Source organism: Kutzneria sp. 744, from assembly GCF_000568255.1.
Classification (GTDB): domain Bacteria; phylum Actinomycetota; class Actinomycetes; order Mycobacteriales; family Pseudonocardiaceae; genus Kutzneria.
On the sequence record NZ_KK037166.1, the window covers coordinates 5,895,554 to 5,917,464 of the forward strand.

Here is a 21,911-nt window from a genome sequence, read left to right on the forward strand (position 1 = left end):
GCCCACTCCAGGTCGAAGCTGCCCCGGTCGACCCAGATGCTGGCCAGGGCGAACACCCAGGTCACGATGCGTAGCACGATCACGCCCCGCCAGAACGGCGTGGCCGGATCGTCGTCGGGCGTGATCCCCGGAATGGCTGGTCTGCGGTTCACCACGGCTCCCTCCCCGCGCTCATACTGCCGTGACCGGGTGGTGGCGGGTATCCCTGACCGGTGGACTTCTGCTCGTGTCACGGTGTGTGCGACGCTCAGGACATCGGGTGACGAACGGACTCGTAGTGCGTGACTGGTCGATGTGGACCCTGCCGAGGCCCGCGTTGGTCTACTGGATCGCAGTGGACCTCGCCGCGCTGGTCGTCGGCGGCTGCGTCCTGGCCGCGACCGCCCCGCCCACCCTGGAGGACCTCGGCCGGTTCGGCGCGATCGCGGGCACCGGCCTGGTGGTCGTGGTCATCACGGCGATCGCCACGCAGCTGTCCAACGAGACCCGGCGCAATCCGTGGGCGCTGCACATCTGCTACCTGTCGGCCGGTCTGCTGGTGTTGCCGCCGAACCTGACGCTGCTACTCCTGCTCGGCCCCGCCCTCTACGGCGTGCTCGGCCCGGGCCCGGAGGCGCATCGCTGGCTGTTCACGCTGGCCGCGACCACGCTGTCGGTGTTCGCCGCCCGTGCTGCGCTCGGCTGGACTCGGCCGAGCTGGGACTTCGGCATGCTCGTGCTCGGCGGCATCGTGCTGCTGATGACCCGGGCGGTGCTGGTGGCGGTCGGCCTGCGGCTGCGGGCCCCGTCGGCCGGCTCGGACGAGGTGTTCGGCGAGCCGATCGACGTGGTGCTGGGCATCGTGGCCGTGAGCACCGGCGCGCTGATGGCGGTGTCGGTGCTGACCGACCCGATCCGGGCGTTGCTGGCCGGGCCGCCGATGTTCCTGCTGGAGCGGGCCGCGCAGCTGCCGCAGTGGCGGCGCTCGGCCCAACGAGACGCCAAGACCGGGCTGTCCAACGCCGTGCACTGGGACCTCCAGGCCCGTGACGAGCTGGCCAAGGCCTCCTCGCGGCAGCGGCCGGTCGCGATGATGCTGCTGGACCTCGACCACTTCAAGCGGGTCAACGACCGGGTCGGGCACCTGGCCGGGGACGCGGCGCTGGCCGCGGTCGCCCGTGAGCTGCGGGTCAGCGTGCGGCACGGGGACGTGGTGGGGCGGTTCGGCGGCGAGGAGTTCGTGGTGCTGCTGCCCGACACCGGCCCCGGCGTCGCCGAGTCGGTGGCCGAACGGGTCCGGCACGCCATCTCGCTGCTGCGGGTGGCGACCACCGCGGCCGACGGCCACGCCCACGTGCTGAGCGGCCTCACCGTCAGCATCGGAGTGTCCACTTCGGACCGTTACGGCTACGACGTGTCCACGCTGCTGGTGGCGGCCGACTCGGCACTGTTGTCGGCCAAGGGCTACGGCCGCAACCTGGTAGCCATGGCGTAGTTTTTTGCCGCGCGTTCCGCGCGGGGCGAGGTCGCTCTTAAGCCGAGTTGGCGGCGCCGTCTACTTGGAGGTGCCCGGCTCCACCTTGGGCGGCCGCGTCGGGTCCACTTCGGACGGATCGACGCCCTGGTCGTGCAGCAGCGACCGGATGCCGGAGTTCAGCACGGCCAGGATCGGCACCGACATCAGCGCGCCGGCGATGCCGCCGAAGGTGAAGCCGGCCGCGATCACCAGCACCACGGCCAGCGGGTGCAGCTGCACGGCCCGGCCCAGCAGCAGCGGCTGCAGGATGTGGCTCTCCAGCTGCATCACCAGGATCACGATGCCCAGCACGACCAGCGCCCAGATGAAGCCCTTGGCCACCAGCGCGACCAGCACCGCGACGCTGCCGGCGATGACCGCGCCGATGATCGGGATGAACGCGCCGAGGAACACCAGCGCGGCCAGCGGCACCGCCAGCGGCACGCCGACGATCCCGATGCCGACGCCGATGCCGACCGCGTCCACCACCGCCACCGCGGCGGTGGCCCGCACGTAGCGGACCAGCGAGGCGAAGCCGCGGCGGCCGGCCACGTCCACCCGCGGCCGCACGTCGGCCGGGATGATCCGGACCAGGAACGACCAGATGCCGCCGCCGTCGTGCAGGAAGAAGATCGTGGTGAACAGCACCAGCAGCACGCCGGTGAGCACCTCGGCCAGGCTGGCCGCGGTGCTCAGCGCGCTGGTGGTGATGGTCAGCTGGTTGTCCTGGATCAGCTTGATGATCTGGTTGGGTAGGTCGGTCAGCTGGGCCGGGGACAGGTGCAGCGGCGGGCCCTGCATCCAGGCCTGGATCGTCTTCACCGAGTCGGCCACCTGCTTCTGCAGGTCGGGAAGGCCGCCGACGAACGCGCTGATCACGCCGTAGAGCACGCCGCCGACCACCGCGATGCCGCCGACCACGACCAGCGCGGTGGCCAATCCGCGCGGGACCTTCCAGCGCACCAGCTGGGCCACCGCCGGCGCCAGCAGCGCGGCCAGCAGCAGCGCGATGGCCACCGGGATGATCACCACCGCCAGGTAGCCGACCACCCACGAGATGAGCCAGACGGCGCCGGCCACGGCCAGCAGCCGCCAGCTCAGCGCGGCGCTGACCCGCAGCACCTTGGGCACGGACTGGCTGACGTCCTCGGGACGGCCTGGCCGGGGCGAAGTCACACGATCACCGTAGTCGGGTGGCGGTGGTTAGGCACTGTTCACACGTTCAGGGGATCTTGCGGCGTCAAGGGTGCGCGGCCGGTCCGAAACTGACAATCTCTCGGCGTCGACATCACGGATGCCTCTCGCGTCCCTTCACCGATGACGACGTTTCCCCAGGCGAGCGGAAGAGGATCTTCATTTTGTCGACGGACGGGCACGTGATCACGGGGGGCAGCCGGCTACGCCGGGCACTCACCCGGGCACTGCTGACCGTCGGCGGCGCGGCGGGCCTGACGGCCGCCGCGTGGTGCCTCTCCACCGCCTGCGCGTCCGCGGGAACCCTCGGCGACCACATCGTGGTCAACCCGGTGAACCACGCGGTCGCCACGCACGGCCACTCGCCGGAAACCGCATCAGCGGACAACGGGGTGCACGAGATGGCCCGCGCGGTCGCGACCGCCAGCAAGCCGACCGTGGGTTCGCTCGCCGACGAGCACCAGACCCTGGCGAGTGGGGCGAGCCTGCCCTCCTCCGCCGAATTCGACCGGTTCGCCCACCAGGTCCAGGACGACTTCGTCCAGGTGGGGCGGCACGTGGCAACTCCGGCCCCGTCCGCCCTGGTGGGGGACTCGGTTTCCCTGGTGCGCCACGTGGTCCAGTTTCCCGCTGGCCACGCTGCCGGTGCGGTTGCCGATCTCGGTGATCGGCGAGCTCTCCGGCGCGTCCACGACGACCGACGGCAGGCAGCAGTCCGCCTCCCCGACCGGGCTCGACCCGGCCGGCGCGACCGGCTCCGCCCTGTTCTCGTCCTTCGTCGGCGCGCCTGCCGCCACCGCGCTCACCGCGCGGCACCCGTTGCCGCCGTACCGGAGCTCGGACCTGTCCGGCCCGAGGAACTCCACGCCGATGCCGGCCTTGCCCGCCCAGGCACCGCCGGCCCCGTGCTGCTTCGGAACGGGAGGCTTCGGCTCGGCCGGCGTCCCCAACCCCGAGCAGCTTCCCTTCGGCTCCACCCTCGGCGCCGCTGCGCACTGGTCCGTCGTGGCCACCTCGCAGTCGGTGTCCGTGTTGACCGGCAAGCAAGCCGGCATCACGCCTGACTGATTCCCGCGCGCGGCTGGCGGTCGCAGGGCTTTGAGGCCCGCACCGTTTTCGGTCCGTGCGCATTCTTCTGCGCTCGTCCAGCCGCGCTAACGACCCGGGATGCATCTCCCCCTCAGCTAGGTGCATCCCACTTCCCCGGGTGGCCGTTGCCCCCGGCCACCCGTTAGCCCCGCAAGGGACGAACCCCAAGGAGAAGTAATGCAGACGTGGGCGAAGCGCGGACTACAGGCCGCGCTCCTCACCGGTGGCTTCATCGCCGTCGGCACCGGCATCGCCAACGCCTCCGAGGCCCAGCCGGCTCACCCGCTGGGTGTTCCCGCCGCGGACCTGGTCGACGTCAACGTCAAGGTGCCGATCCACGAGGCCAACAACCAGCTGGGCACCGTGCTCGGCAAGACGGACCTGCCGGCCGTCAGCCACACCGTGAGCACCCGCGAGCTCACGGGCAAGCTGGCTCCGCACCCGCTGGCCACGCAGGCCAAGAACATCCCCGTCGCCGTGCCGCAGAACATCAGCCGGGGCAACACCATCCCGCTCGACGTGTGCGTGCCGGTCGACATCTCCGGCAACGCCATCGGCGCCACCGGCGACGCCGCGACGTTCAACCGCTCGAAGGTCGGCTGCGAGGCCGAGTCGGTCACCCAGACCGACGGCAAGCGCGGCTCGATCGCCGGCAACATCATCGGCGTCGACTACGGCCTGCCGATCCAGCTGGACAACAACGCGATCGCCGCCGCCGGCAACGCGTTCGCCGCCGGCACCGCCGACGCGGCCACCGCCACCGGCACCACGCCGTTCATCAGCAACGGTGACCGCGGCACGCTGGCCGGCAACATCGTCGACGCCGCCCTGGGCACCCCGGTCCAGGTGACCGGCAACGCCATCGGCGTCGGCGGCAACTCGAACACCGTCAACAAGGCCAGCACCGACGTCGCCACCGGCGGCTCGCTGCAGAGCACCGGCAACGGCGGCACGTTGGCCGGCAACCTGATCGGCGTGCCCCTGGGCCTGCCGGTCGAGGCCAACGGCAACGCGATCTCCTGGGTCGGCAACGCCGACGCGCGCAACCACAGCACCGGCGCCGTGCAGGCCGGCGACACCCAGGACGGGTTCTACGCGCTGACCTCGGGCGACCCGAGCACCGTGTCGGGCAACATCGTCCAGGCGCCGATCGTCAGCAAGGTCCTGGTGGCCGGCAACGCCGTCTCCTGGATCGGCAACACCACGGCGCTGGGCGCCACCGAGAACGACCTGAAGTCCGGTGGCATGGCCGGCACGACCGGTGTGAAGTCCACCGGCTCGGGCAACATCGTCGACCCCGAGGTCGCGCTGCCCGTCGAGGTCTTCGGCGACGGCGTCACCTGGATCGGCACCGCCGAGGCCGCTGACATCAACAAGGTCACGGCGCTGGCCGGCGGCAACACCTACACCGACGGCGACAAGTCCACCCTGGGCGGCAACGACGTCGTCGCGCCGATCGCCGGCGCGGTCGACGCGTTCGGCTCGGCCGGCTCGCTGATCGGCAACGCCAGCGGCACCGCCGGCAACGACTCCTCGGTCGTCGACGGCGGCTACAACGGCACGCTCGGCAACGGCGGGGTCGTCGGCGGCAACATCGCCGCCGTGCCCGTGGCCATCCCGGCCGAGATCTTCGGCGCCGGCGCCTCGCTGGCCGGCAACGCCGACGGTCTGTCCAAGGAGGTCAAGGACGTCGAGGCCGGCGACAAGACCAACACCAACGACGACCGCGGCACGGTCAGCAGCAACATCGCCTCGGTGCCGGTCACCGCGCCGGTGCAGCTGTTCGGTGACGCGGCCGGCCTGGTCGCCAACGTCACCGGTGGCGCGCAGTCGCAGACCACCACCACGGCCGGCCACGACGTCGAGGCCGTGGGCGACAAGGGCAGCGCGTCCGGCAACGCCGCGCAGGTCCCGGTCTCGCTGCCCACGCAGCTGTTCGGCGACACCGCCACCGTGGTCGGCAACGGCGACGCGATCGCCAAGGGTGTCACCAGCTCCACCGCCGGCGGCGACGTCGACGCGTCGGGCAAGGGCGGCGCGCTGACCGGCAACATCGCCGATGTGCCGGTGGCCGGCGCGGTGCAGGCCTTCGGGGCTGCCATCGCCGGCGCGGGTGTGGACAACGCCACTGCCGCCAACCTGACCAGCTCCAACGCCGGTGGCACGGACATCACCAACGGCTGGGGCGGCTCGTTCGCCGGCAACGTCGCGCAGGTGCCGCTGGCGCCGGTCGTGGGCGTGCTGGGTGACACCGTCACCGCCGCGGGCGTGGGCAACTCCGTCGCCGACAACAAGGTGTTCGACACCGCCGGCAAGGACGTCCTGACCAACGGCACCGAGGCCGCGGTCTCCGGCAACGTGGCCAAGGTGCCCGCCGCCGCGACCGCCCAGGTCCTGGGCGACGCGGTGACCCTGGGCGGCATCGCCAACGCGCTGGCGCACAGCTACACCGACCCGTCGGCCGGTGGCGACACCAACACCTCCGGCAAGCTGGGCTCGGTCGCCGGCAACGTCGCGCAGGTGCCGGCCGCGGCCAACGCGCAGGTGCTGTCCGACTCCGTCGGCGCGCTGGGCAACGCCGCCAACGAGACCACCTCGTGGACCGGCAACTTCGCCGGTGGCGACACCCACACCACCGGCATGTTCGGCGCCATCTCGGGCAACCTCGCCCAGGTGCCGGCCATCGCCAACGCCGAGGTCCTCGACGACGCCGTCGGCGCGGGTGGCCTGGCGTTCGACAAGAGCTCGACCTCGGTGATCAACACCGCCGGTGGCGAGGCCGACACCTCGGGCGTGTTCGGCTCGGTGGCCGGCAACCTGGCCTCGGTGCCGGTCGTGGCCGACGCGCAGGTGGCGCAGGACGCCGTCTCCGCCGCGGGCCAGGCGTACCACGCGGGCGCCAACAAGGTCGTCGACCTCGCCGGTGGCGACGTCAAGACCAACGGCACCGCCGGTTCCATCTCCGGCGACCTGCTCCAGGTCCCGGTGGCCGCGATCGCCGGTGTGTTCACCGACGCCGTGACCGTCGGCGGCATCTCGGCCACCAAGGGCGTCAACGTCACCGACGTGGCCTCGGGCGGCAGCCAGACCACCGCCGGCGTGACCAAGAAGCTGTCGGGCCTGAACGGCCACCTGCCGATCGGCGCCCTGGTGCAGGTCTTCGACGTGCCGCTGGAGGTGTTCGGCACCGCGCTCGCGCACGGCACGAACGTGACCTCCGCGGTGGTCGGCGAGGAGAAGCCCGCCCTGGACCTGCCGATCACCAGCCGTGGCCTGATGGGCGCCCGCGAGCTGCCGTCGCTGCCGGTGCTGTCGGCGCTGCCGACCACCGCGGGTCTGCCGCTGGCCGGCCTGGGCGTGGACAGCATCATGGGCCTGACCAGCCTGGTTCCCCTGGGTGGCGCGCTGCCGGGTCTGCCCGCGCAGGAGCGCGACCTGCCGTCGCTGTCGGGCGTGCTGCCGACCGACAACCTGCTCCCGGGTGCGCACCTGGCGCAGCTGCCCGCCCTCAAGGGCGTGCAGGTGCAGCCGAACCTGGCCGGTGGCGCTCGCGCGCTGCCCGGCCAGGAGCTGCTGGGTGACCTGGGCTCGATGACCGAGGGCCTGCACATCGGCTGAGCTCGTTGACTAGAAGGAACCCCCGGGCAGCCAGCCCGGGGGTTCTTTTCATGCGGTGCGAAGTCTCTTCTCGACGTGCCCGATCACGGTGTGCGCGGCGGCCGAGCCGTCGCTGGTGGCCCAGCTGATCCGCACCTTCGGATGCAGGCGGACCTTGCCGACGAGCACCGCCCGCTGGGTCAGCTCCCGCACGCGGGCGGCGATCGGCTCGCCCGTGCCGCACGGATGCTCGGCCACCACCGCGAACTCGTCGCCGCCGTAGCGGGCCACGGTGTGATCGTCGCGCAGGCCCTGGCGCAGCCGCCCGGCCAGCACGGTCAGCAGCCCGTCGCCGACGTCGAAGCCGTGCTCGGTGTTGACCTCCGCCAGCTTGCGCACGTCCACCAGCACGAACGTGCTCAGCGAGCCGTTGGTGCGGGACCGGGTCAGCGACTGTTCCAAGCGATCCAGCAGCAGCGCCCGGCTGGGCAGCCCGGTCAGCGGATCGATCAGACCCCGGCTGTGCGGCATGTCGGTGTGCACCGGCTGGAGCAAGGTCAGCACGCTCGGCCGGCCGCGATGGCTCACCGCGTGGAAATCGGCCCACAGCCGCGAGCCGGCGACCCCGTTGCGCACCACCACCATCGGCACGGCCAGCCGCCCGTTGCCCCGCAACACCTGCGCGGCCAGCTCGGCGCCCTGCGGCAGCGGCGCGCCGGAGTCGTCGCAGACCTGCCAGCCCTCGGGCCGGCGATTGCGGAGCAGATCGGCCCGGCTGAGCCCGAGCAGATGCCCGGCCAGGCTGTTGGCGGCCAGCACCGCCCCATGTTCGTCCTGTAGCAGCACCCCGACGGGAAGCTCGGACACCAGCTCGTCCCAGACCGTCCCGGTGGTCGCCGGCGCCGCCGTGTCCACGGCACTCATCCGCCTCGCACCTTCCTGGAGCAGGGAGGTTTCGTCCAAGAGCCTGCCCCCGAGGTGGCTTCTTAACAAGGGGCCCGATCCACCCGTACCGGTGATCTTTGGCCGGTTTCAGGTGATCAGCGTCTCGAACAGGTCGGCCGACACGATGGGCACGCCGTACCGGCGGGCGGCTCGGGCCTTGGTGGACATGGTTTCCGGGTCCGCGGCGACCAGCAGCGCGGTCTGCTTTGTGACATAGCCCGCATTGACCCGCAGTCCCGCCGCGACTGCCCGTTCGACCAGCTCAGCGCGGGGAAGATCGGTCTGTCCGGTGAACACCACGAGGTCCCCGATGCGCAGTGAGGGAACCTCACCTGTCGGTGTCGGCGGCACCCAGCTGCCGCGCCGGTACTCGGCGACCTCGTCCGGCGGCAGCGTCGGCCAGGGCCAGGTTGACGCCGCGGCAAGGAGATCCGTCCACGGCTCGGGCCGGCCGACGCGGCTCAGGTAGTGCGTGAGGAGCCCGGCCGCGGCGTGGGCGTCGTCCAACGCCGAGTGTGCATCTCGCAGATCGACACCGGCCGCATCGCAACTGGCCTTGAGCGATCGTCCGCTGCGCTGCGGGAGATAGGCGGCGCCCAGCGCCATCGTGCACAGGCCGAACTCCGCCGCCACCGGCACCGGCAGGCCCAGCCGGTCGAACTCGGCGGCGAGGAAGCGCGCGTCGAACGACAGGTTGTGCGCCACCATGACCCGGCCGGCCAGTCGGGCCGCCAGCGCCCCCGCCACCTGCGCGAAGGACGGCGCACGGCGAGCATCCCCTGCGCTGATCCGGTGAATGTGCTGGGGCCCGAGATCACGGCCGGGGTTGACCACGGTGCACCACTCGTCGGTGATCACACCGGTCCGGTCCACCCCCACCACGGCCACTTCGACCACTCGATCACGGCCGTTGGCCGCGAATCCCGTCGTCTCGACGTCAACGACCGCATAGCCATCCGACACGCGGCGACGTTACTAGCTGTGCCACGATGGCCCACGTGAGGTGGCTCGAAGCGTCGACGCCGTGGCTGATCGCGGTGATCGTGTTCTGGGTGGCGGCCGGGCTCTTCGAGTTCCTGCTGATCCGCCCGCGCGAGAAGACGGCGTTGGAGGGCAAGGGCTGTCCCTACTGCGGCACGCCGTGGAACGGGCTCAAGGCGTGCGCCAACTGCGGCCGTGATCTCGTCCGCGAGCAGAACCACGTCGTCACCCGGGTGCTGTTCACGCTCGGCGCGCTGGCCACCGGCCCGGTGATCGGCATCGTCGTCGTGCACCTGCTCACCGGGAAGTGATGGTGTACGGCACCTCCTGGCTCGGGCCGCTCTTGTAGGTCCCGGTGGCCACGACGTCGTTGTCGAGGCGGACCTCGAAGGCCGACTCGATGCCGCCGGCGTCGAAGGTTCCCTTGTGCGCCAGCACATAGCTGCCGGGCTTGTCGTCGAAGGAGCCGGTCAGCAGCTCGTAGGCGACGAACGTGCCGGTGCCGTCGGGTCGGTAGTGCAACAGGATCTGGGCCTTGCTCTCGCCGGTCAGCGGGCCCTCGTAGACGAAGTCCACGTCGGCGCGCGCGACCTTGGGGCCGCCCTCCGCCTCGACGACGACCTTCTCATCCCATGTGGTGTATCGGAACGTGCTCATGGGACCAGCCTCGCAGCCATACCTGACAGATCATGTCAGGTTTCGGTAGTGGGACGGCGGGATTCCGTACTGGCCGACGAAGGCCTGCCGCAGCGTCTCGGCCGAGCCGAAGCCGCACCGCCGGGCGATCGCCGCCAGCGGCAGCGCGGTCGAGGTGAGCAGCCGGGCGGCGGCCTCGGCCCTGGTCTCCCGCACGTACCTGGCCGGCGGGCGGCCGATGTGGTCGAGGAACAGCCGGGTCAGGTGGCGCTCGCTGACGCCGGCCCGATCGGCCAGCGCGGTGGCGCCGAGGTCGTGGTCGAGGTGGGCGGCGATGTGCGTGACCAGCTTGCGCACCACCGAGTTCTCCGGCGCGGGGGCCTGCACGTACATGCTGACCTGGGCCTGGTTGCCCGGCCGCTGGAGGTAGGTCACCAGGCTGCGGGCGACCGAGCGGGCCAGCCCCGCGCCGTTGTCCTCCTCGACGAAGGCCAGCGACAGGTCGAGCGCGCTCGTCACGCCCGCGGCCGTGTAGACGTTGCCGTCCTTGATGTACAAGGGTTTCGCGTCGACCTCGATGAGCGGGTAGCGCTCCTGGAGGCCGCGGGCGACGAACCAGTGCGTGGTGCAGCGGCGGCCGTCGAGCAGGCCGGCTGCGGCCAGATAATATTGGGGAAAACGTAAATACCTACTCCGCGGGCCAATGATTAACTCCTACCCCCTAGATAGCGAGGACCAAAAACTCGGCATTCCGCTGATCCCCTACACCACCCGAGAGAAGTCTCTGTTGACTCATGCATCCAGTACATCACAGACCGGAACCAGTGCGTGGGCAGCGGCGGCCGTCGAGCAGGCCGGCTGCGGCCAGCCGCTCGCGCCCGAGCAGACCGAGGACACACGGCGACTTTCCCGGGCGAGCCGTCGGACATGCGCCACCAGCACCGGATCGTCGGCGGCGCGCTCGTGCCCGAGGCCGCCCGACACGACGATCGTGTCCAGCGGACCGGTGATCCGCTCCAGCGCGTGCTGTCCGGCCAGGACCAGGCCCGAGCCGCTGCTGGCCGGCTGCGCGCCGAGCGTGGCGAACTCGATCGAGTACTGCGGATTCGCGCCGTGCCGGTTGGCCGTGTCGAAGGTGTCGGCCACGCAGGCCACGTCGAGCAGCTCCACCTCCGGGTAGCCGACGATCACGATCCTGCGCATGCGGGTGACGATACCCGTCCGAAAGACAGGGATACCAGGATTCAGGACAGGGCTCCCGGACATGATTGCCGGCCGGCGGCGGCCCGGACGAGCCTCAAGGCCATGAAGGACATCGCGTTCGTGCTCTACCCGGGCTTCACGCTGCTGGACATGGCCGGCCCGCTCCAGGTGCTGAGCGCGCTGCCCTCCTTCGACCCCGAGTACCGGGTCGTGGTGCTCGGCGAGGACAAGGCGCCGGTGCCCACGGACACCCCGCTCGGCGTCGCCGCCAGCCACACCTTCGACGAGGTGCCCGCGCCCTACGCGGTGTTCCTGCCGGGCGGCGGCGTGCCGACCATGGCCGCGATGGGCGACGAGAAGCTGCTCGGACGCGTCCGGGACATGGCCGCCCACGCCGAGATCATCGGCTCGGTCTGCACCGGCTCGCTCCTCCTCGGCGCCGTCGGCCTGCTGGAGGGCCGTCGCGCAACGACGCACTGGATGTGCCGGGACCTGCTGGCCAAGTTCGGTGCGACGCCCGTGGTCGAGCGCTGGGTGCGTGACGGCAACGTGCTGACCGGGGCCGGGGTCTCCGCCGGTATCGACCTGGCCCTGCACCTCGTGCAGGAGCTGGCCGGCGAGGAGATCGCCCGCCAGGTGCAGCTGATGATCGAGTACGACCCGCAGCCGCCGCTGGGCGGCATCGAGTGGGCCGGCGTGGACATCGCCGCCCGCCGGCCGCTGGTCGACAGCTGGCTGCGCACGGGACTCGCCGACAATCCGAAGCTGCTCGGCGAGCTGATCGGCTCGTAGTGTTGGGCCATGACCAGGTGGACCACGGCCGACATGCCCGACCAGACCGGGCGCGTCGCCGTGGTGACCGGGGCCAACACCGGGGTCGGCCTGGCCACCGCCCGCGCGCTGGCCAAGGCCGGGGCCACGGTGGTGCTGGCCTGCCGTGACCAGGCGCGGGCCGACGCCGCGGCCGCCGAGACCGGCGGCGAGCCGGTGCTGCTCGACCTGGCCTCGCTGGCCTCGGTGCGGGCCGGCGCGGAGCGGATCGTCGCCGAGCACGCCCGCGTCGACCTGCTGATCAACAACGCCGGCGTGATGATGACGCCGCGCGACCGCACCCAGGACGGCTTCGAGCTCCAGGTCGGCATCAACCACCTCGGCCACTTCGCGCTCACCGGCCTGCTGCTGCCGGCGATGCTGCCGGTGGCCGGGTCGCGCATCGTCACCGTGTCCAGCAACGCCCACCGGGCCGGCGAGATCAACTTCGAGGACCTGAACTCCCGCGACCGCTACCGCCCGATCGCCGCCTACGCCCAGTCCAAGCTGGCCAACCTGCTGTTCGCCTACGAACTCCAGCGGCGGTTGACCGCGGCCAAGGCCCGGCCCATCTCCGTGGCCGTGCACCCCGGCTCGGCCCGCACCGAACTGGCCAGGGAGAACCCGCGCGTGGTGCAGTGGCTGCTGGCCTCGCCGCTGATGTCGTGGATGATGCAGGACAGCGACCAGGCGGCGCTGCCGTCGCTGCGGGCCGCCACCGACCCCGCCGTGCGCGGCGGCGACTACTACGGGCCCGACGGGTGGAACGGGTTCAAGGGACAGCCCGTCCGCACCGCGTCGGCCCCGCGGTCACACGACCCGGGTGTGGCGCGCCGGCTCTGGGAGAAGTCGGAGCGCCTGACCAGCGTGGTCTACCGGTTCACAGATACGGCTGGGTGAGCAGCTCGATGCCGTGCCCGGCCGGGTCGGAGAAGTACACACCCCGGCCGCCGTGATTGGTGTTGATCTCGTCGGGCTGCTTCTGGAACGGATCGGCCCAGGTCTGCACGCCGTTGTCGAGCAGCCGCTGTCGGGCCCGGTCGAACAGCTCGTCGTCGACCAGGAAGGCGTAGTGGTGCATCTGGATGTCCACCGGCGGCTCGGCGAACTGCAGCAGCACGCCGTCGTGCAGCTGGATGTTGGTGAACGGGCCCCAGGACGGCGCCTCGGGCACCTCAAGCAGCTCGCGGTAGAACCGGGCCGAGACCTCGCGGTCCTTGGCTGGGATGATGGTGTGGTTGAACGTCGCTGGCATACGGATGCTCGCTTTCGCTTGTGGTCTCCATGGATCGGGTTGTCGTCCCCGATCAGGAGGTCCACGCGAGCGCCCGGTCAGCGATCCACCGGATCGCCCATCCGTGAATGGCCCATGGCCGGTCCGGTGATCACGCCGTCACTGTAGCCCGTTCTCCGGTGGTGGCAACCAGATAATCCTCGCCCGTGGAGGGCTTGAAGCCGTCCGGCCGATCCTTGAAGTACCGGTCCACGATCTGTTGCCCGGACACGTGTTCCACCGTGGCGAAGCCGGCTGCGGTGGCCATCGCCGCCATCTCCTCGGGACGGTAGAAGCTGACGAACGGGGTGCTCGACCGCGCCGCGCCCTGGGCCGACATGGCCCGCCCGGGACGGTCCTGCTCGGCCACAAGGTCCAGCTCCAGCAGGTACGTCATGACGAAGGTAGATCCCGGCGCGAGCGTGGCGACCTTGGCCAGGGTGGCCGCCGTCGCCTCCTTCGTCAGGTACATCGACACGCCGGTCGACGCCACGACCGCCGGCATGCCCGGGTCGAAACCGTTGTCCACCAAGCGTTGCAGCCAGTCGTCGCCCGCCTCGAAGTCGACCGGGACCCAGTGCGGGGCCGGATGACCGAGCTCGTCCAGCCGCTTTCGTTTCCACGCCTGGGTTTCCGGCTGGTCGATCTCGAAGACCTGCCGTTCCCCCTGGTGGCGTTGGGCGAACGAGTCCAGGCCCGCCCCGAGGATCACGTACTGCTCGGACTCGTGCCCCGCGACCAGGTCCTCGACGAAGCGGGCCCGGCCGACGACCGAGCCGCGAAACCCGGCCGTGGCCCGGGGATCCATGTCCGGTCGTTGCCGCCAGTCCGGGCCGGGATCGGCCAACTCCAGGCCGATGGTGTCCACGAAGACGGGCGGCTGGTCGAACTTGACGTGGAGCGCCCGCCACAGCGCCACCCGGATCGCGGTGTTGTCCGGCTCGGTCATGTCGTCGGCGCCTGCAGCGTCCAGGTCCGGCCGTCCGGGTCGCGGACCACCATTTCCCTGGTGCCGTAGTGGGTGTCCTCGAACGGCGTGACCACCTCGACCGACGGGTCGAGCTGGACCTTCGACTCGTCGGGGACCTTCAGCACCAGCTGCATGCCGGGCTCCCGGTTCGGCACCTCGGCGACGAACACGTGCGGGCCGTCGCCGTTGCGTAGCTGCCCCGAGTTGTGGTCGGTCTCGAAGTCCAGCTGGAAACCCAGCGACTGCAGGAACTTCGCGGTCCGGCCCCAGTTGTGCGTGGTCAGGTAGACCGCGTCGATACCGTCGGTGGTCATGCCGATCCCTCCCCTTCGGATTGTTGTCCGTGGGTGTCGAGGTAGGCGCGCAGCGCGTCGGCGACCAGCGCCGACAGCGAGAGACCCTCCTCGACGGCGTGGTGCTTGACCTGCTTGATCATCTCGACCGGCAGGTACACGTTGAACTGCTTGACGTCCTCACCCACGGCTAGAATGCTAGCATTCTAGCCGTGGGTCGTGAAGACCCTCAGCCCGCGTAGGTCGCCATGATCAGGCCGAGCCCCCGTTCGTCGCCGGTGGTCGTGCCGGCCATCCGGTTCATCGCGTACGCCACCGAGATGTGGGCATCCATGTCGATCAAGGCCAGCGCGCCGCCGTAGCCACCCCAGTAGATGGTGTTGGCATTGGGCAGAAAACCGCCGTTGACGGCGAAGCCGAGACCCCACCGGATCCGCATCGGCAGCACCAGGTCCGTGCCCTCGACCTGTACCTCCAATGCCCGCCGACACCCCGCCTCGGACAGCAGCCGCTTGCCCTTGGCGACACCGCCGTTGGCCAGCAGGGCATGGACCTCGGCGATCGACCGGGCGTTGCCGGTGCCGTTGGCCGCCGGGATCTCCGCGCCCCGCCACTCCCGCGTGCGGGTGATCTCCACCGTCAGGTCGGGATTCTTGGCCGCGTTGGCCTGGAGCTCGGTGACGTCGGAGTCGAAGGGCGAGCCCTCCGGCGGCGGGATCAGGTCCGCCACCCGGCCGTCCTCCGACACCGGCAGCCCGATGTGGAAGTCGGCGCCCAGCGGCTCGGCGATCTCCTCCCGGAACACCGTGCCCAGCGTCCGCCCGGTGATACGGCGGACCACCTCGCCGACCAGGTAGCCCTGGGTCGCCGCGTGATAGCCCGACGCCGAGCCCGGTTCCCAGAACGGCTCCTGCGCGGCCAGCAGCGCCGTCGCCTTCTCCCAGTCGTAGAGGTCGGCCGGCTCGATGGGCTCTCGCCAGCCGGACAGGCCGGCGGAGTGGCTCATCAGGTGGCTGACCTTGACGTTCTCCTTGCCGGCCGCCGCGAACTCCGGCCAGTACTTGGCCACCGGGGCGTCGAAGTCCAGCTCGCCCCGGTCGGCCAGCAGCAGCGCCGTGAGCGCGGTCATCGTCTTGGTCACCGAGTAGACGTTGACGATCGTGTCCCGGTCCCACGGCCGGGTCCGCGCCTCGTCGGCGAACCCGCCCCACAGGTCCACCACCGTCTCGCCCTCGACGGTGACGCAGACCGACGCGCCCACCTCGTCGTTGGCCTCGAACGCCGCTCGCACCGCCGCGTAGTCGTCAGCGGCGAATCCCTCGCTCTTCAGCACATAGCGCAGTGTCGGCCTACGCGGTCGCTTCACTCCAACGGTTTTCAGCCTGCCGCTCGTCAGCCGTGGCCAGCAGTAGGTAGATCGGCGGAAGGGCTGCCTCAAGGGCGGCCAGCACGAGCTGGAACCACTGCGGCGGGCCGTACACCGCCAGCGAGATCAGCCGGCCGGCCGCGCCGAGCCAGAAGATGCCGGCCAGCCAGCGGACGGTGGCGGCGCGGATCGGCTTCTGCCGCGCGGCCCAGACCCACAGCAGGCCGTAGCCGATGAACATCGCGGCGTAGAACCGCTCCCGGCTGTCCACGGTGGCCCCGGCGTCCCACTCGCCGGGCACCGAGACGATGCCCAGCGTGAAGTGGACGACGCCGATCGCCACGTTGGTGAAACCCATGAGCAGCAGGAGGACTTTGAGCAGTTTGGGCATAACGGTCACCCCGGTCCCGTTAGTAGACACGTATCTACTAACGGGACGGTACGGCGGTGGTGTACACGTGTCAACTAGCATTCCGGAGTGCCCCCGAGACGTCGGCTCGACCCGACCCAGCGCCGCGCCGAACTGGTCGCCGTGGGAGCGGAGCTGTTCGCCGCCCGGCCCTACGACGAGGTGCTGATGGAGGAGGTCGCCGCGCGCGCCGGCGTCTCCCGGGCCCTGCTGTACAAGCACTTCCCGTCCAAGCGGGACCTTTTCGAGGCCGTGTACCGCAAGGCGGCCGAGGTGCTGCTGGTCGAGACCGAGTTCGACTCGACCACCCCGGTGATCGAGCAGGTGGCCGCCGGGCTCGACGCCCACTTCGACTACTTCGTCGCCAACCGCAACACGGTGCTGGCGGCCAACCGCACCCTGGCCGGCGACCCGGTGATCCAGGCCGTGATCAACGAGGAGCTGGCGGCCCTGCGGCAGCGGATCATCGACGCGTCCGGCCTGTCCCCGGACTCACTCGGCCTGGTGTCCGCGGCGCTGGCCGGCTGGCTGGTGTTCGTGCGCGTCGTCTGCGTGGAATGGCTTGTGCACCAAGCCTTCTCCCGGGACGAGCTGCGCCAGATGTGCGTCGGAGCGCTGCTCGGGGCCCTGGGCGGGGCGGCAGATCTCAGCGATCCCAGGTGACCGGCAGCTCGTGCACGCCGTAGATCGTCATATCGGTGCGCAGCCGCACCTCGTCGACCGGGACGGCCAGCCGCAGCGACGGGAAACGACGCAGCAGCCCCTCGAACCCGGCCCGCATCTCGATGCGCGCCAGCTGCTGGCCCAGGCACTGGTGCACGCCGTGGCCGAAGGCCATCTGACCTCGGGCCTTGCGGTGCACGTCCAGCTCGTCGGCGTCGTCGAAACGCCGGGGGTCGCGGTTGGCGGCCAGCAGCGACACGACCACGGTCGAGCCCTCGGTGATCGTCTCCCCGGCGATCTCGATGTCCTCGACGGCGTAACGGAAAAACAGGTCGACCACCGACAGGTGCCGCAGCAGTTCCTCGACGGCGTCGGGCAGCAGCTCGGGGGCGGCCCGCAGCTCGGCCAGCTGATCGGGGTGTTCCAGCAACGCGAAAGTGCCCAGCGCCAACATGTTCGCGGTGGTCTCGTGGCCGGCGAACAGCAGCAGGAAGGCGATCCCGACCAGTTCCTCGACGCTCAGGTCCTCGTCGCGGGCCAGGTCGGACAGGATGTCCTCGCCGGGCTCGGCCCGCTTGCCGGTGACCAACTCGCCCAGGTACGTGGTCATCGCGGTGTAGGCGGCGATCTTCGTCTCCAGTTCCTGGTCCTTGACCAGGAACTGGGTGGAGTTGGCCTGGAACGTCTCCCGGTCGGCGTAGGGGACCCCGAGCAGCTCGCAGATCACCAGCGACGGCACCGGCGTCGCGAACTCCTTGACCAGGTCCACCGGCGGGGTCAGGTTCGCCAGCGAATCCAGCTGCTGCTCGACGATCTCGGCGACGCGCTCCTCCAGCGCCTTCATCCGCCGGACGGTGAAAGCCCCGATCAGCTTGCGCCGCAACCGGGAGTGGTCCGGCGGGTCCATCGAGATGAACAGGCCCGGCACCTGCGGCGACGGCTCGTTCGACACGGGCATGCCCGGCGCCTCCCACGGCACGTGGATCGGCCCGATGTCCTGCCGCGAGCTGAAGCGGACGTCGGCCAGCACCTGGCGGACCTCGTCGTAGCCGGTGACCACCCAGCCCTCGTGACCGTCCGGGAAGACCAGCGGGCTGACCGGCCGGGTCTCCCGTAACCGGGAGATGCCGCTGGGCGGGTCGAACGGCCCGGCGTCGCGGTTCATGGGCAGGCTCATCGGGTTTCCTCCCAGCTGACGGGCAGGCTCTGCACGCCGTAGATGTTCTGGTGGTCGGGCCGCAGCGTCGCCTCACCGGCCAGCCGCAGCGTGGGAAATGCCGTGAACAGCGCGGGCATGGCCACCCGCATCTCCACCCGGGCCAGCTGCTGCCCGAGGCACTGGTGGATGCCGTGCCCGAAGGTGAGGTGGCCGATGGCGGTGCGCGTCAGGTCCAGCTCGTCGGGATTGTCGAAGCGCAGCGGATCCCGATTGGCGGCCTGGGTCGACAGGGTGACGGTCTCCCCGGCCCTGATCACCTGCCCGCCCAGCTCGACATCCTCCAGCGCCGTCCGCACCCCGGTGTGCGTGATCGTCAGATAGCGCAGCAGCTCCTCGACGCCCCGGTCGGGATCGGCCAGCAGCAGGGGAATCTGCTCGGGGTGACGCAGCAGCGCGTAGGCGCCGAGCGCGATCTGGTTGGCGGTGGTGTCGAGGCCGGCGGCCAGCAGGAAGGAACCGACGCCGGCCAGTTCCTCGTCGGTGAGATCGCTGGCGGTCAGGTCGCTGAACAGGTCGTCGGTGGGCGCGGATCGCTTGGCCGCCACCAGCTCGGCGACGTACTCCTGCAACCTGGTGATGCCCGCGAACCGCTCCTGCGCCGGCGCGTCGGCGGAGAACAGCAGCGTCACGTGGCGCTGGAAGGTGTCGCGGTCGGCATAAGGCACGCCGAGCAGCTCGCAGATCATCACCGCCGGCACCGGGTGCGCGAAGGCCGCCACCAGATCCACCTCCGGCCCCAGCTCCCTCATGGCCGCCAGGTGCTCGGCCGTCACCTCGGCCACGCGCTCGGTCAGCTGCCGCATCCGGCGAACGGTGAAGCTGCCGACCAGCAGCTTGCGGAAGCGGGTGTGCTCCGGGGCGTCGATGCCGGTCATGTCGCCGACCGCCGCCGGCGGCATCTCGGTCAGCTCCTCCAACCCGGGCAGTGGATAGGGCAGGCGCAGCAGCTCCTGCCGTGAGCTGAAGCGCTGGTCGGCCAGCACGGCGCGGGCCTCGGCGAAGCCGGTGACCACCCAGCCCTCGTGCCCGCCGGGATAGGTCATCCGGGCGACTGGCTCCTCGGCGCGCAGCTCGGTCAGGGCCGCGGGCGGGTCAAACGGACAGCCGGCCGGTCGGGCCAGCGGAAACTCGGTGAGATGCGACATCTTCCGTCCCCCTGTCAGTGAGCGTATTCGCGGTTGAACAGACGCTTGGACCACAGATAGCCGCCGAGGGCGATGACGGCCGACCAGCCCAGCGCGAGCCACAGGTTGCCGCCGAGCGGCCTGTCCATCAGCAGGGCGCGCAGGGTCTCGATGATCGGCGTGAACGGCTGGTACTCGGCGAACCAGCGCAGCACGGTGGGCATCGAGTCGGTGGGCACGAACCCGCTGCCGAGGAAAGGCAGCAGCAGCAACGGCATCGGCAGGTTGCTCGCCGTCTCGACGCTCTTGCTGACCTGGCCCAGCGCGACGGCCAGCCACACCAGCGCGAACGTCACGACGATGAGGAAACCGGCGGTGGCCAGCCATCCCACGAAGCTCGCGGCCGGATGGAAGCCGACCAGCAGGGCCACCCCGATCACCACCGACAGGCAGAGCACCGCCTGGATCAGGCTGCCGAGCACGTGCCCGGTCAGCACGGAGACGCGGGCGATGTGCATGGTGCGGAACCGGGCGATCACCCCCTCGGTCATGTCCATCGCGATGGAGATCGCGGTCCCCTGCACCACCGAGGTGATGGTCATGAAGATGATCGCCGGCGCCACGTAGTCGACGTACGACGAGCGGTCGCCGCCGAGGCCGGCGCCGAGCGTGCCGCCGAAGACGTACACGAACAGCAGTAGGAAGATGACCGGCATCCCGATCAGCATCACCGTCAGCGACGGGTACCGCAGCATGTGCTTGAGGTTGCGGCGCAACATGGTCGCCGAGTCGCGCAGTGGGTGCAACCGCAGGTCGAGTGCGGCGAGCGTGCTCATCGGACGGTCACCTTCTCGTTCTTGGTGGTGCCGGTCAGGGCCAGGAAGACGTCGTCGAGATCGGGCGTGTGCACGGACAGCTCCTCGACCTCGACGGCCCGCCCGTCCAGGCGGTCGATGAGCGTCTTGAGCGAGCCGAGGCTGCCGTCGCTCGGCACCCGCAGCGCCAGCGCGTCGCTGTCCCGGGTGGCGTCGCCCAACAGGCCCAGACAGTCTGAAAGATTCTCACCTTACGGCGGTGATCTAACAAGCTCGTCGCCGTCCCCTCGGCGACGACTTTACGTTGTCCAGCACCGCGATCCGGTCGGCCAGCTCGTCGGCCTCCTCCAGGTACTGCGTCGTCAGGAAGATCGTCACGCCGCCGGCCACCAGGTCGCGCACGATCTGCCACATGTTGCGGCGGCTGCGCGGATCCAGCCCCGTGGTCGGCTCGTCCAGGAAGATCACCCTCGGGCTGCCGACCAGCGTCATGGCCAGGTCCAGCCGGCGCCGCATGCCGCCGGAGTAGGTGGACGCCGGCTTGCGCCCGGCCTCCACCAGGTCGAACTGCTCCAGCAGCTCGGCCGCCCGGCGGCGGCCGTCACGGCGGGCCAGGTGGTCCAGGTCGGCCATGAGGAGCAGGTTCTCCTCGCCGGTGAGCAGGTTGTCCACCGCCGAGAACTGTCCGGTGACACCGATCGCCGCCCGCACCGCGTCCGGCTCGCGGGTCAGGTCGTGGCCGTCGATCCGGGCTTGCCCGGCATCGGCGTTGATCAGCGTGGACAGGATGCGGACGGTGGTGGTCTTGCCGGCGCCGTTGGCCCCCAGCAAGGAGAAGACGGTGCCGCGCGGCACGTCCAGGTCCAGGCCGTCCAGCACGACGTGGTCGCCGTAGGACTTGCGCAGTCCGGTGACGGAGATGGCCGACATGAGAGTCCCCCTCAGGATCTCTTCGGAGCTCAGGAGCGGTGGATGGTGATGGTGCCCATCGAGGTGTTGGCCCGGACCTCGACGGTCTCGTCCGAGTCCTCGGGGCTGGCGGCGTTGTCCAGCTGGTTGCGCACCTGCCCGAAGGAGGTGTTCACGTCCAGCCAGGCCGCGGTGCCGGCGGCGATGCCGATCTCCAGGTCGCCCATGGAGGTGCCCAGCACGACCGAGCCGCGGGCCACCTCGCCGACCTGGATGTTGCCGTTGGAGGTCTTCGCGTCCACGCTGCTGCCGGCGCGCTCCAGCCCGATGGCGCCGTTGGACGCGCGCACCCGCACCGTGCCGTCGGCCGTGCCGATCTCGGTGTCGCCGTTGGAGTTCTTGACCTCCAGCGCGCCCTTGACCTCGCCCAGCTGGATCTTGCCGGAGCTGGAGTGCACGTCGGCGTTGCCGCCGACACTGCCCACGGTGACGTTGCCGATCGACGTGTGCAGCACGACCGCGCCGGTGCGCTCCAACCGGATGCTGCCGGCCGAGGTCTTGAACTCACAGCGCCCCAGACGACCGGTGCCGTTCAGATTGCCCACCGACACGTCGCCGTGCAGGCTGGAGCCGGCCGGCAGCTCGATGGTCACGTCGACGGAGCGGGTCTTGCGGGAGAAGTCGAACATGCGGCCCTTCGGCCCGACCACCTGGAGCGCGCCGTTGGCGTAGTCGACCCGGACCCGCTGCGCGGCCTCCACGTCCGACTCGTCGGAGGGCGCGCTCGGCTGCACGTCGACGATGGTGTCGGTGCGGTCGCCGGCGATGACCTGGACCTGCCCGACGCTCAGTTCGATGGTGACGGAGATGGGCTCGGGCGTGGCGAAAGTAGGCATGGCTGTCCCCTAAAAGTGTGTCTG

Annotated in this window: 22 protein-coding genes and 2 pseudogenes; 7 read left to right on the top strand and 17 right to left on the bottom strand. The window is 70.6% G+C overall.

Going from position 1 to position 21,911, the window contains the following annotated elements; genetic code table 11:
• Positions 1–259: 259 nt before the first annotated feature.
• Complete coding sequence (locus KUTG_RS26625; RefSeq protein ID WP_232240953.1) at positions 260–1,474, top strand: GGDEF domain-containing protein; 1,215 nt, start codon at positions 260–262, stop codon at positions 1,472–1,474.
• Positions 1,475–1,534: 60 nt separating this feature from the next.
• Here the strand turns inward: KUTG_RS26625 and KUTG_RS26630 are convergent, their stop codons facing one another.
• On the bottom strand, positions 1,535–2,671 hold the full coding sequence (locus KUTG_RS26630; protein ID WP_043720558.1) for an AI-2E family transporter: 1,137 nt from the start codon (positions 2,669–2,671) through the stop codon (positions 1,535–1,537).
• Between the two features lie 663 nt (positions 2,672–3,334).
• Here KUTG_RS26630 and KUTG_RS53925 point away from each other — a divergent pair.
• Positions 3,335–3,757, top strand: coding sequence for a hypothetical protein (locus tag KUTG_RS53925; RefSeq protein WP_052395445.1), 423 nt, complete (start codon positions 3,335–3,337; stop codon positions 3,755–3,757).
• Positions 3,758–3,955: 198 nt separating this feature from the next.
• Positions 3,956–7,396: a beta strand repeat-containing protein gene (locus KUTG_RS26650; RefSeq protein ID WP_052395446.1), complete on the top strand. Its 3,441-nt coding sequence runs from the start codon at positions 3,956–3,958 to the stop codon at positions 7,394–7,396.
• Positions 7,397–7,444: 48 nt separating this feature from the next.
• Here KUTG_RS26650 and KUTG_RS26655 read toward each other — a convergent pair whose 3' ends face one another.
• Positions 7,445–8,299 (bottom strand): GGDEF domain-containing protein, encoded by an 855-nt coding sequence (locus tag KUTG_RS26655; protein ID WP_043720567.1) that lies wholly within the window; start codon positions 8,297–8,299, stop codon positions 7,445–7,447.
• A gap of 108 nt (positions 8,300–8,407) precedes the next feature.
• Entirely contained in the window at positions 8,408–9,283 is an 876-nt protein-coding gene (locus tag KUTG_RS26660; protein ID WP_043720569.1) for an exonuclease domain-containing protein, read from the bottom strand.
• Between the two features lie 35 nt (positions 9,284–9,318).
• On the opposite strand from KUTG_RS26660, the gene KUTG_RS26665 reads away from it, so the two are divergent.
• A complete protein-coding gene (locus KUTG_RS26665; RefSeq protein WP_043720572.1) occupies positions 9,319–9,612 on the top strand; it encodes a hypothetical protein in 294 nt (97 codons plus the stop codon).
• Here KUTG_RS26665 and KUTG_RS26670 read toward each other — a convergent pair.
• From KUTG_RS26670 to KUTG_RS61690, 3 genes and pseudogenes are all read right to left on the bottom strand, one after another.
• Positions 9,599–9,958, bottom strand: a complete 360-nt coding sequence (locus tag KUTG_RS26670) for a DUF3224 domain-containing protein (protein ID WP_052395447.1) — start codon at positions 9,956–9,958, stop codon at positions 9,599–9,601. The two genes, KUTG_RS26665 and KUTG_RS26670, sit on opposite strands and share 14 nt — an antisense overlap.
• A 30-nt stretch (positions 9,959–9,988) precedes the next feature.
• Positions 9,989–10,650: pseudogene (locus tag KUTG_RS26675) on the bottom strand (GlxA family transcriptional regulator); the annotation flags it as partial.
• A gap of 79 nt (positions 10,651–10,729) precedes the next feature.
• Positions 10,730–11,140 carry a DJ-1/PfpI family protein gene (locus KUTG_RS61690; protein WP_043720575.1) on the bottom strand — a complete coding sequence of 137 codons (411 nt, stop codon included), beginning with the start codon at positions 11,138–11,140 and terminating at the stop codon, positions 10,730–10,732.
• Positions 11,141–11,242: 102 nt separating this feature from the next.
• Here KUTG_RS61690 and KUTG_RS26685 point away from each other — a divergent pair, with 102 nt between their 5' ends.
• Positions 11,243–11,932, top strand: a complete 690-nt coding sequence (locus KUTG_RS26685) for a DJ-1/PfpI family protein (RefSeq protein WP_043720578.1) — start codon at positions 11,243–11,245, stop codon at positions 11,930–11,932.
• A gap of 9 nt (positions 11,933–11,941) precedes the next feature.
• Complete coding sequence (locus tag KUTG_RS26690; protein ID WP_043720580.1) at positions 11,942–12,850, top strand: oxidoreductase; 909 nt, start codon at positions 11,942–11,944, stop codon at positions 12,848–12,850.
• Here the strand turns inward: KUTG_RS26690 and KUTG_RS26695 are convergent.
• The 6 genes from KUTG_RS26695 to KUTG_RS26720 form a co-directional block, all read right to left on the bottom strand.
• Entirely contained in the window at positions 12,831–13,205 is a 375-nt protein-coding gene (locus KUTG_RS26695) for a VOC family protein (protein WP_043720583.1), read from the bottom strand. The genes KUTG_RS26690 and KUTG_RS26695 overlap by 20 nt on opposite strands.
• A 130-nt stretch (positions 13,206–13,335) precedes the next feature.
• On the bottom strand, positions 13,336–14,172 hold the full coding sequence (locus tag KUTG_RS26700) for a class I SAM-dependent methyltransferase (protein ID WP_043720584.1): 837 nt from the start codon (positions 14,170–14,172) through the stop codon (positions 13,336–13,338).
• Positions 14,169–14,507 (bottom strand): VOC family protein, encoded by a 339-nt coding sequence (locus KUTG_RS26705; RefSeq protein ID WP_043720587.1) that lies wholly within the window; start codon positions 14,505–14,507, stop codon positions 14,169–14,171. The genes KUTG_RS26700 and KUTG_RS26705 overlap by 4 nt, the downstream gene beginning before the upstream one ends.
• Positions 14,504–14,674 (bottom strand): ribbon-helix-helix protein, CopG family, encoded by a 171-nt coding sequence (locus KUTG_RS26710; RefSeq protein WP_043720590.1) that lies wholly within the window; start codon positions 14,672–14,674, stop codon positions 14,504–14,506. Before KUTG_RS26710 ends, KUTG_RS26705 begins: the two co-directional genes overlap by 4 nt.
• A gap of 41 nt (positions 14,675–14,715) precedes the next feature.
• Complete coding sequence (locus KUTG_RS26715; RefSeq protein ID WP_043720591.1) at positions 14,716–15,819, bottom strand: EstA family serine hydrolase; 1,104 nt, start codon at positions 15,817–15,819, stop codon at positions 14,716–14,718.
• 16 nt (positions 15,820–15,835) lie between these two features.
• Complete coding sequence (locus KUTG_RS26720) at positions 15,836–16,243, bottom strand: DUF4345 domain-containing protein (protein ID WP_043720594.1); 408 nt, start codon at positions 16,241–16,243, stop codon at positions 15,836–15,838.
• 87 nt (positions 16,244–16,330) lie between these two features.
• On the opposite strand from KUTG_RS26720, the gene KUTG_RS26725 reads away from it, so the two are divergent.
• A complete protein-coding gene (locus KUTG_RS26725; RefSeq protein WP_043720597.1) occupies positions 16,331–16,924 on the top strand; it encodes a TetR/AcrR family transcriptional regulator in 594 nt (197 codons plus the stop codon).
• On the opposite strand, the gene KUTG_RS26730 is transcribed toward KUTG_RS26725, so the two are convergent.
• The 5 genes and pseudogenes from KUTG_RS26730 to KUTG_RS26750 all read right to left on the bottom strand — a co-directional run bounded on the left by KUTG_RS26730 (position 16,908) and on the right by KUTG_RS26750 (position 21,887).
• Positions 16,908–18,101, bottom strand: a complete 1,194-nt coding sequence (locus tag KUTG_RS26730) for a cytochrome P450 (RefSeq protein ID WP_043720598.1) — start codon at positions 18,099–18,101, stop codon at positions 16,908–16,910. The genes KUTG_RS26725 and KUTG_RS26730 overlap by 17 nt on opposite strands.
• On the bottom strand, positions 18,098–19,288 hold the full coding sequence (locus KUTG_RS26735) for a cytochrome P450 (protein ID WP_043720600.1): 1,191 nt from the start codon (positions 19,286–19,288) through the stop codon (positions 18,098–18,100). Before KUTG_RS26735 ends, KUTG_RS26730 begins: the two co-directional genes overlap by 4 nt.
• Positions 19,289–19,302: 14 nt before the next feature.
• Complete coding sequence (locus KUTG_RS26740) at positions 19,303–20,103, bottom strand: ABC transporter permease (protein ID WP_043720602.1); 801 nt, start codon at positions 20,101–20,103, stop codon at positions 19,303–19,305.
• Positions 20,100–21,012: pseudogene (locus KUTG_RS26745) on the bottom strand (ATP-binding cassette domain-containing protein). Before KUTG_RS26745 ends, KUTG_RS26740 begins: the two are co-directional and overlap by 4 nt.
• 29 nt (positions 21,013–21,041) lie before the next feature.
• Positions 21,042–21,887 (bottom strand): DUF4097 family beta strand repeat-containing protein, encoded by an 846-nt coding sequence (locus KUTG_RS26750; protein ID WP_043720605.1) that lies wholly within the window; start codon positions 21,885–21,887, stop codon positions 21,042–21,044.
• Positions 21,888–21,911: the final 24 nt, after the last annotated feature.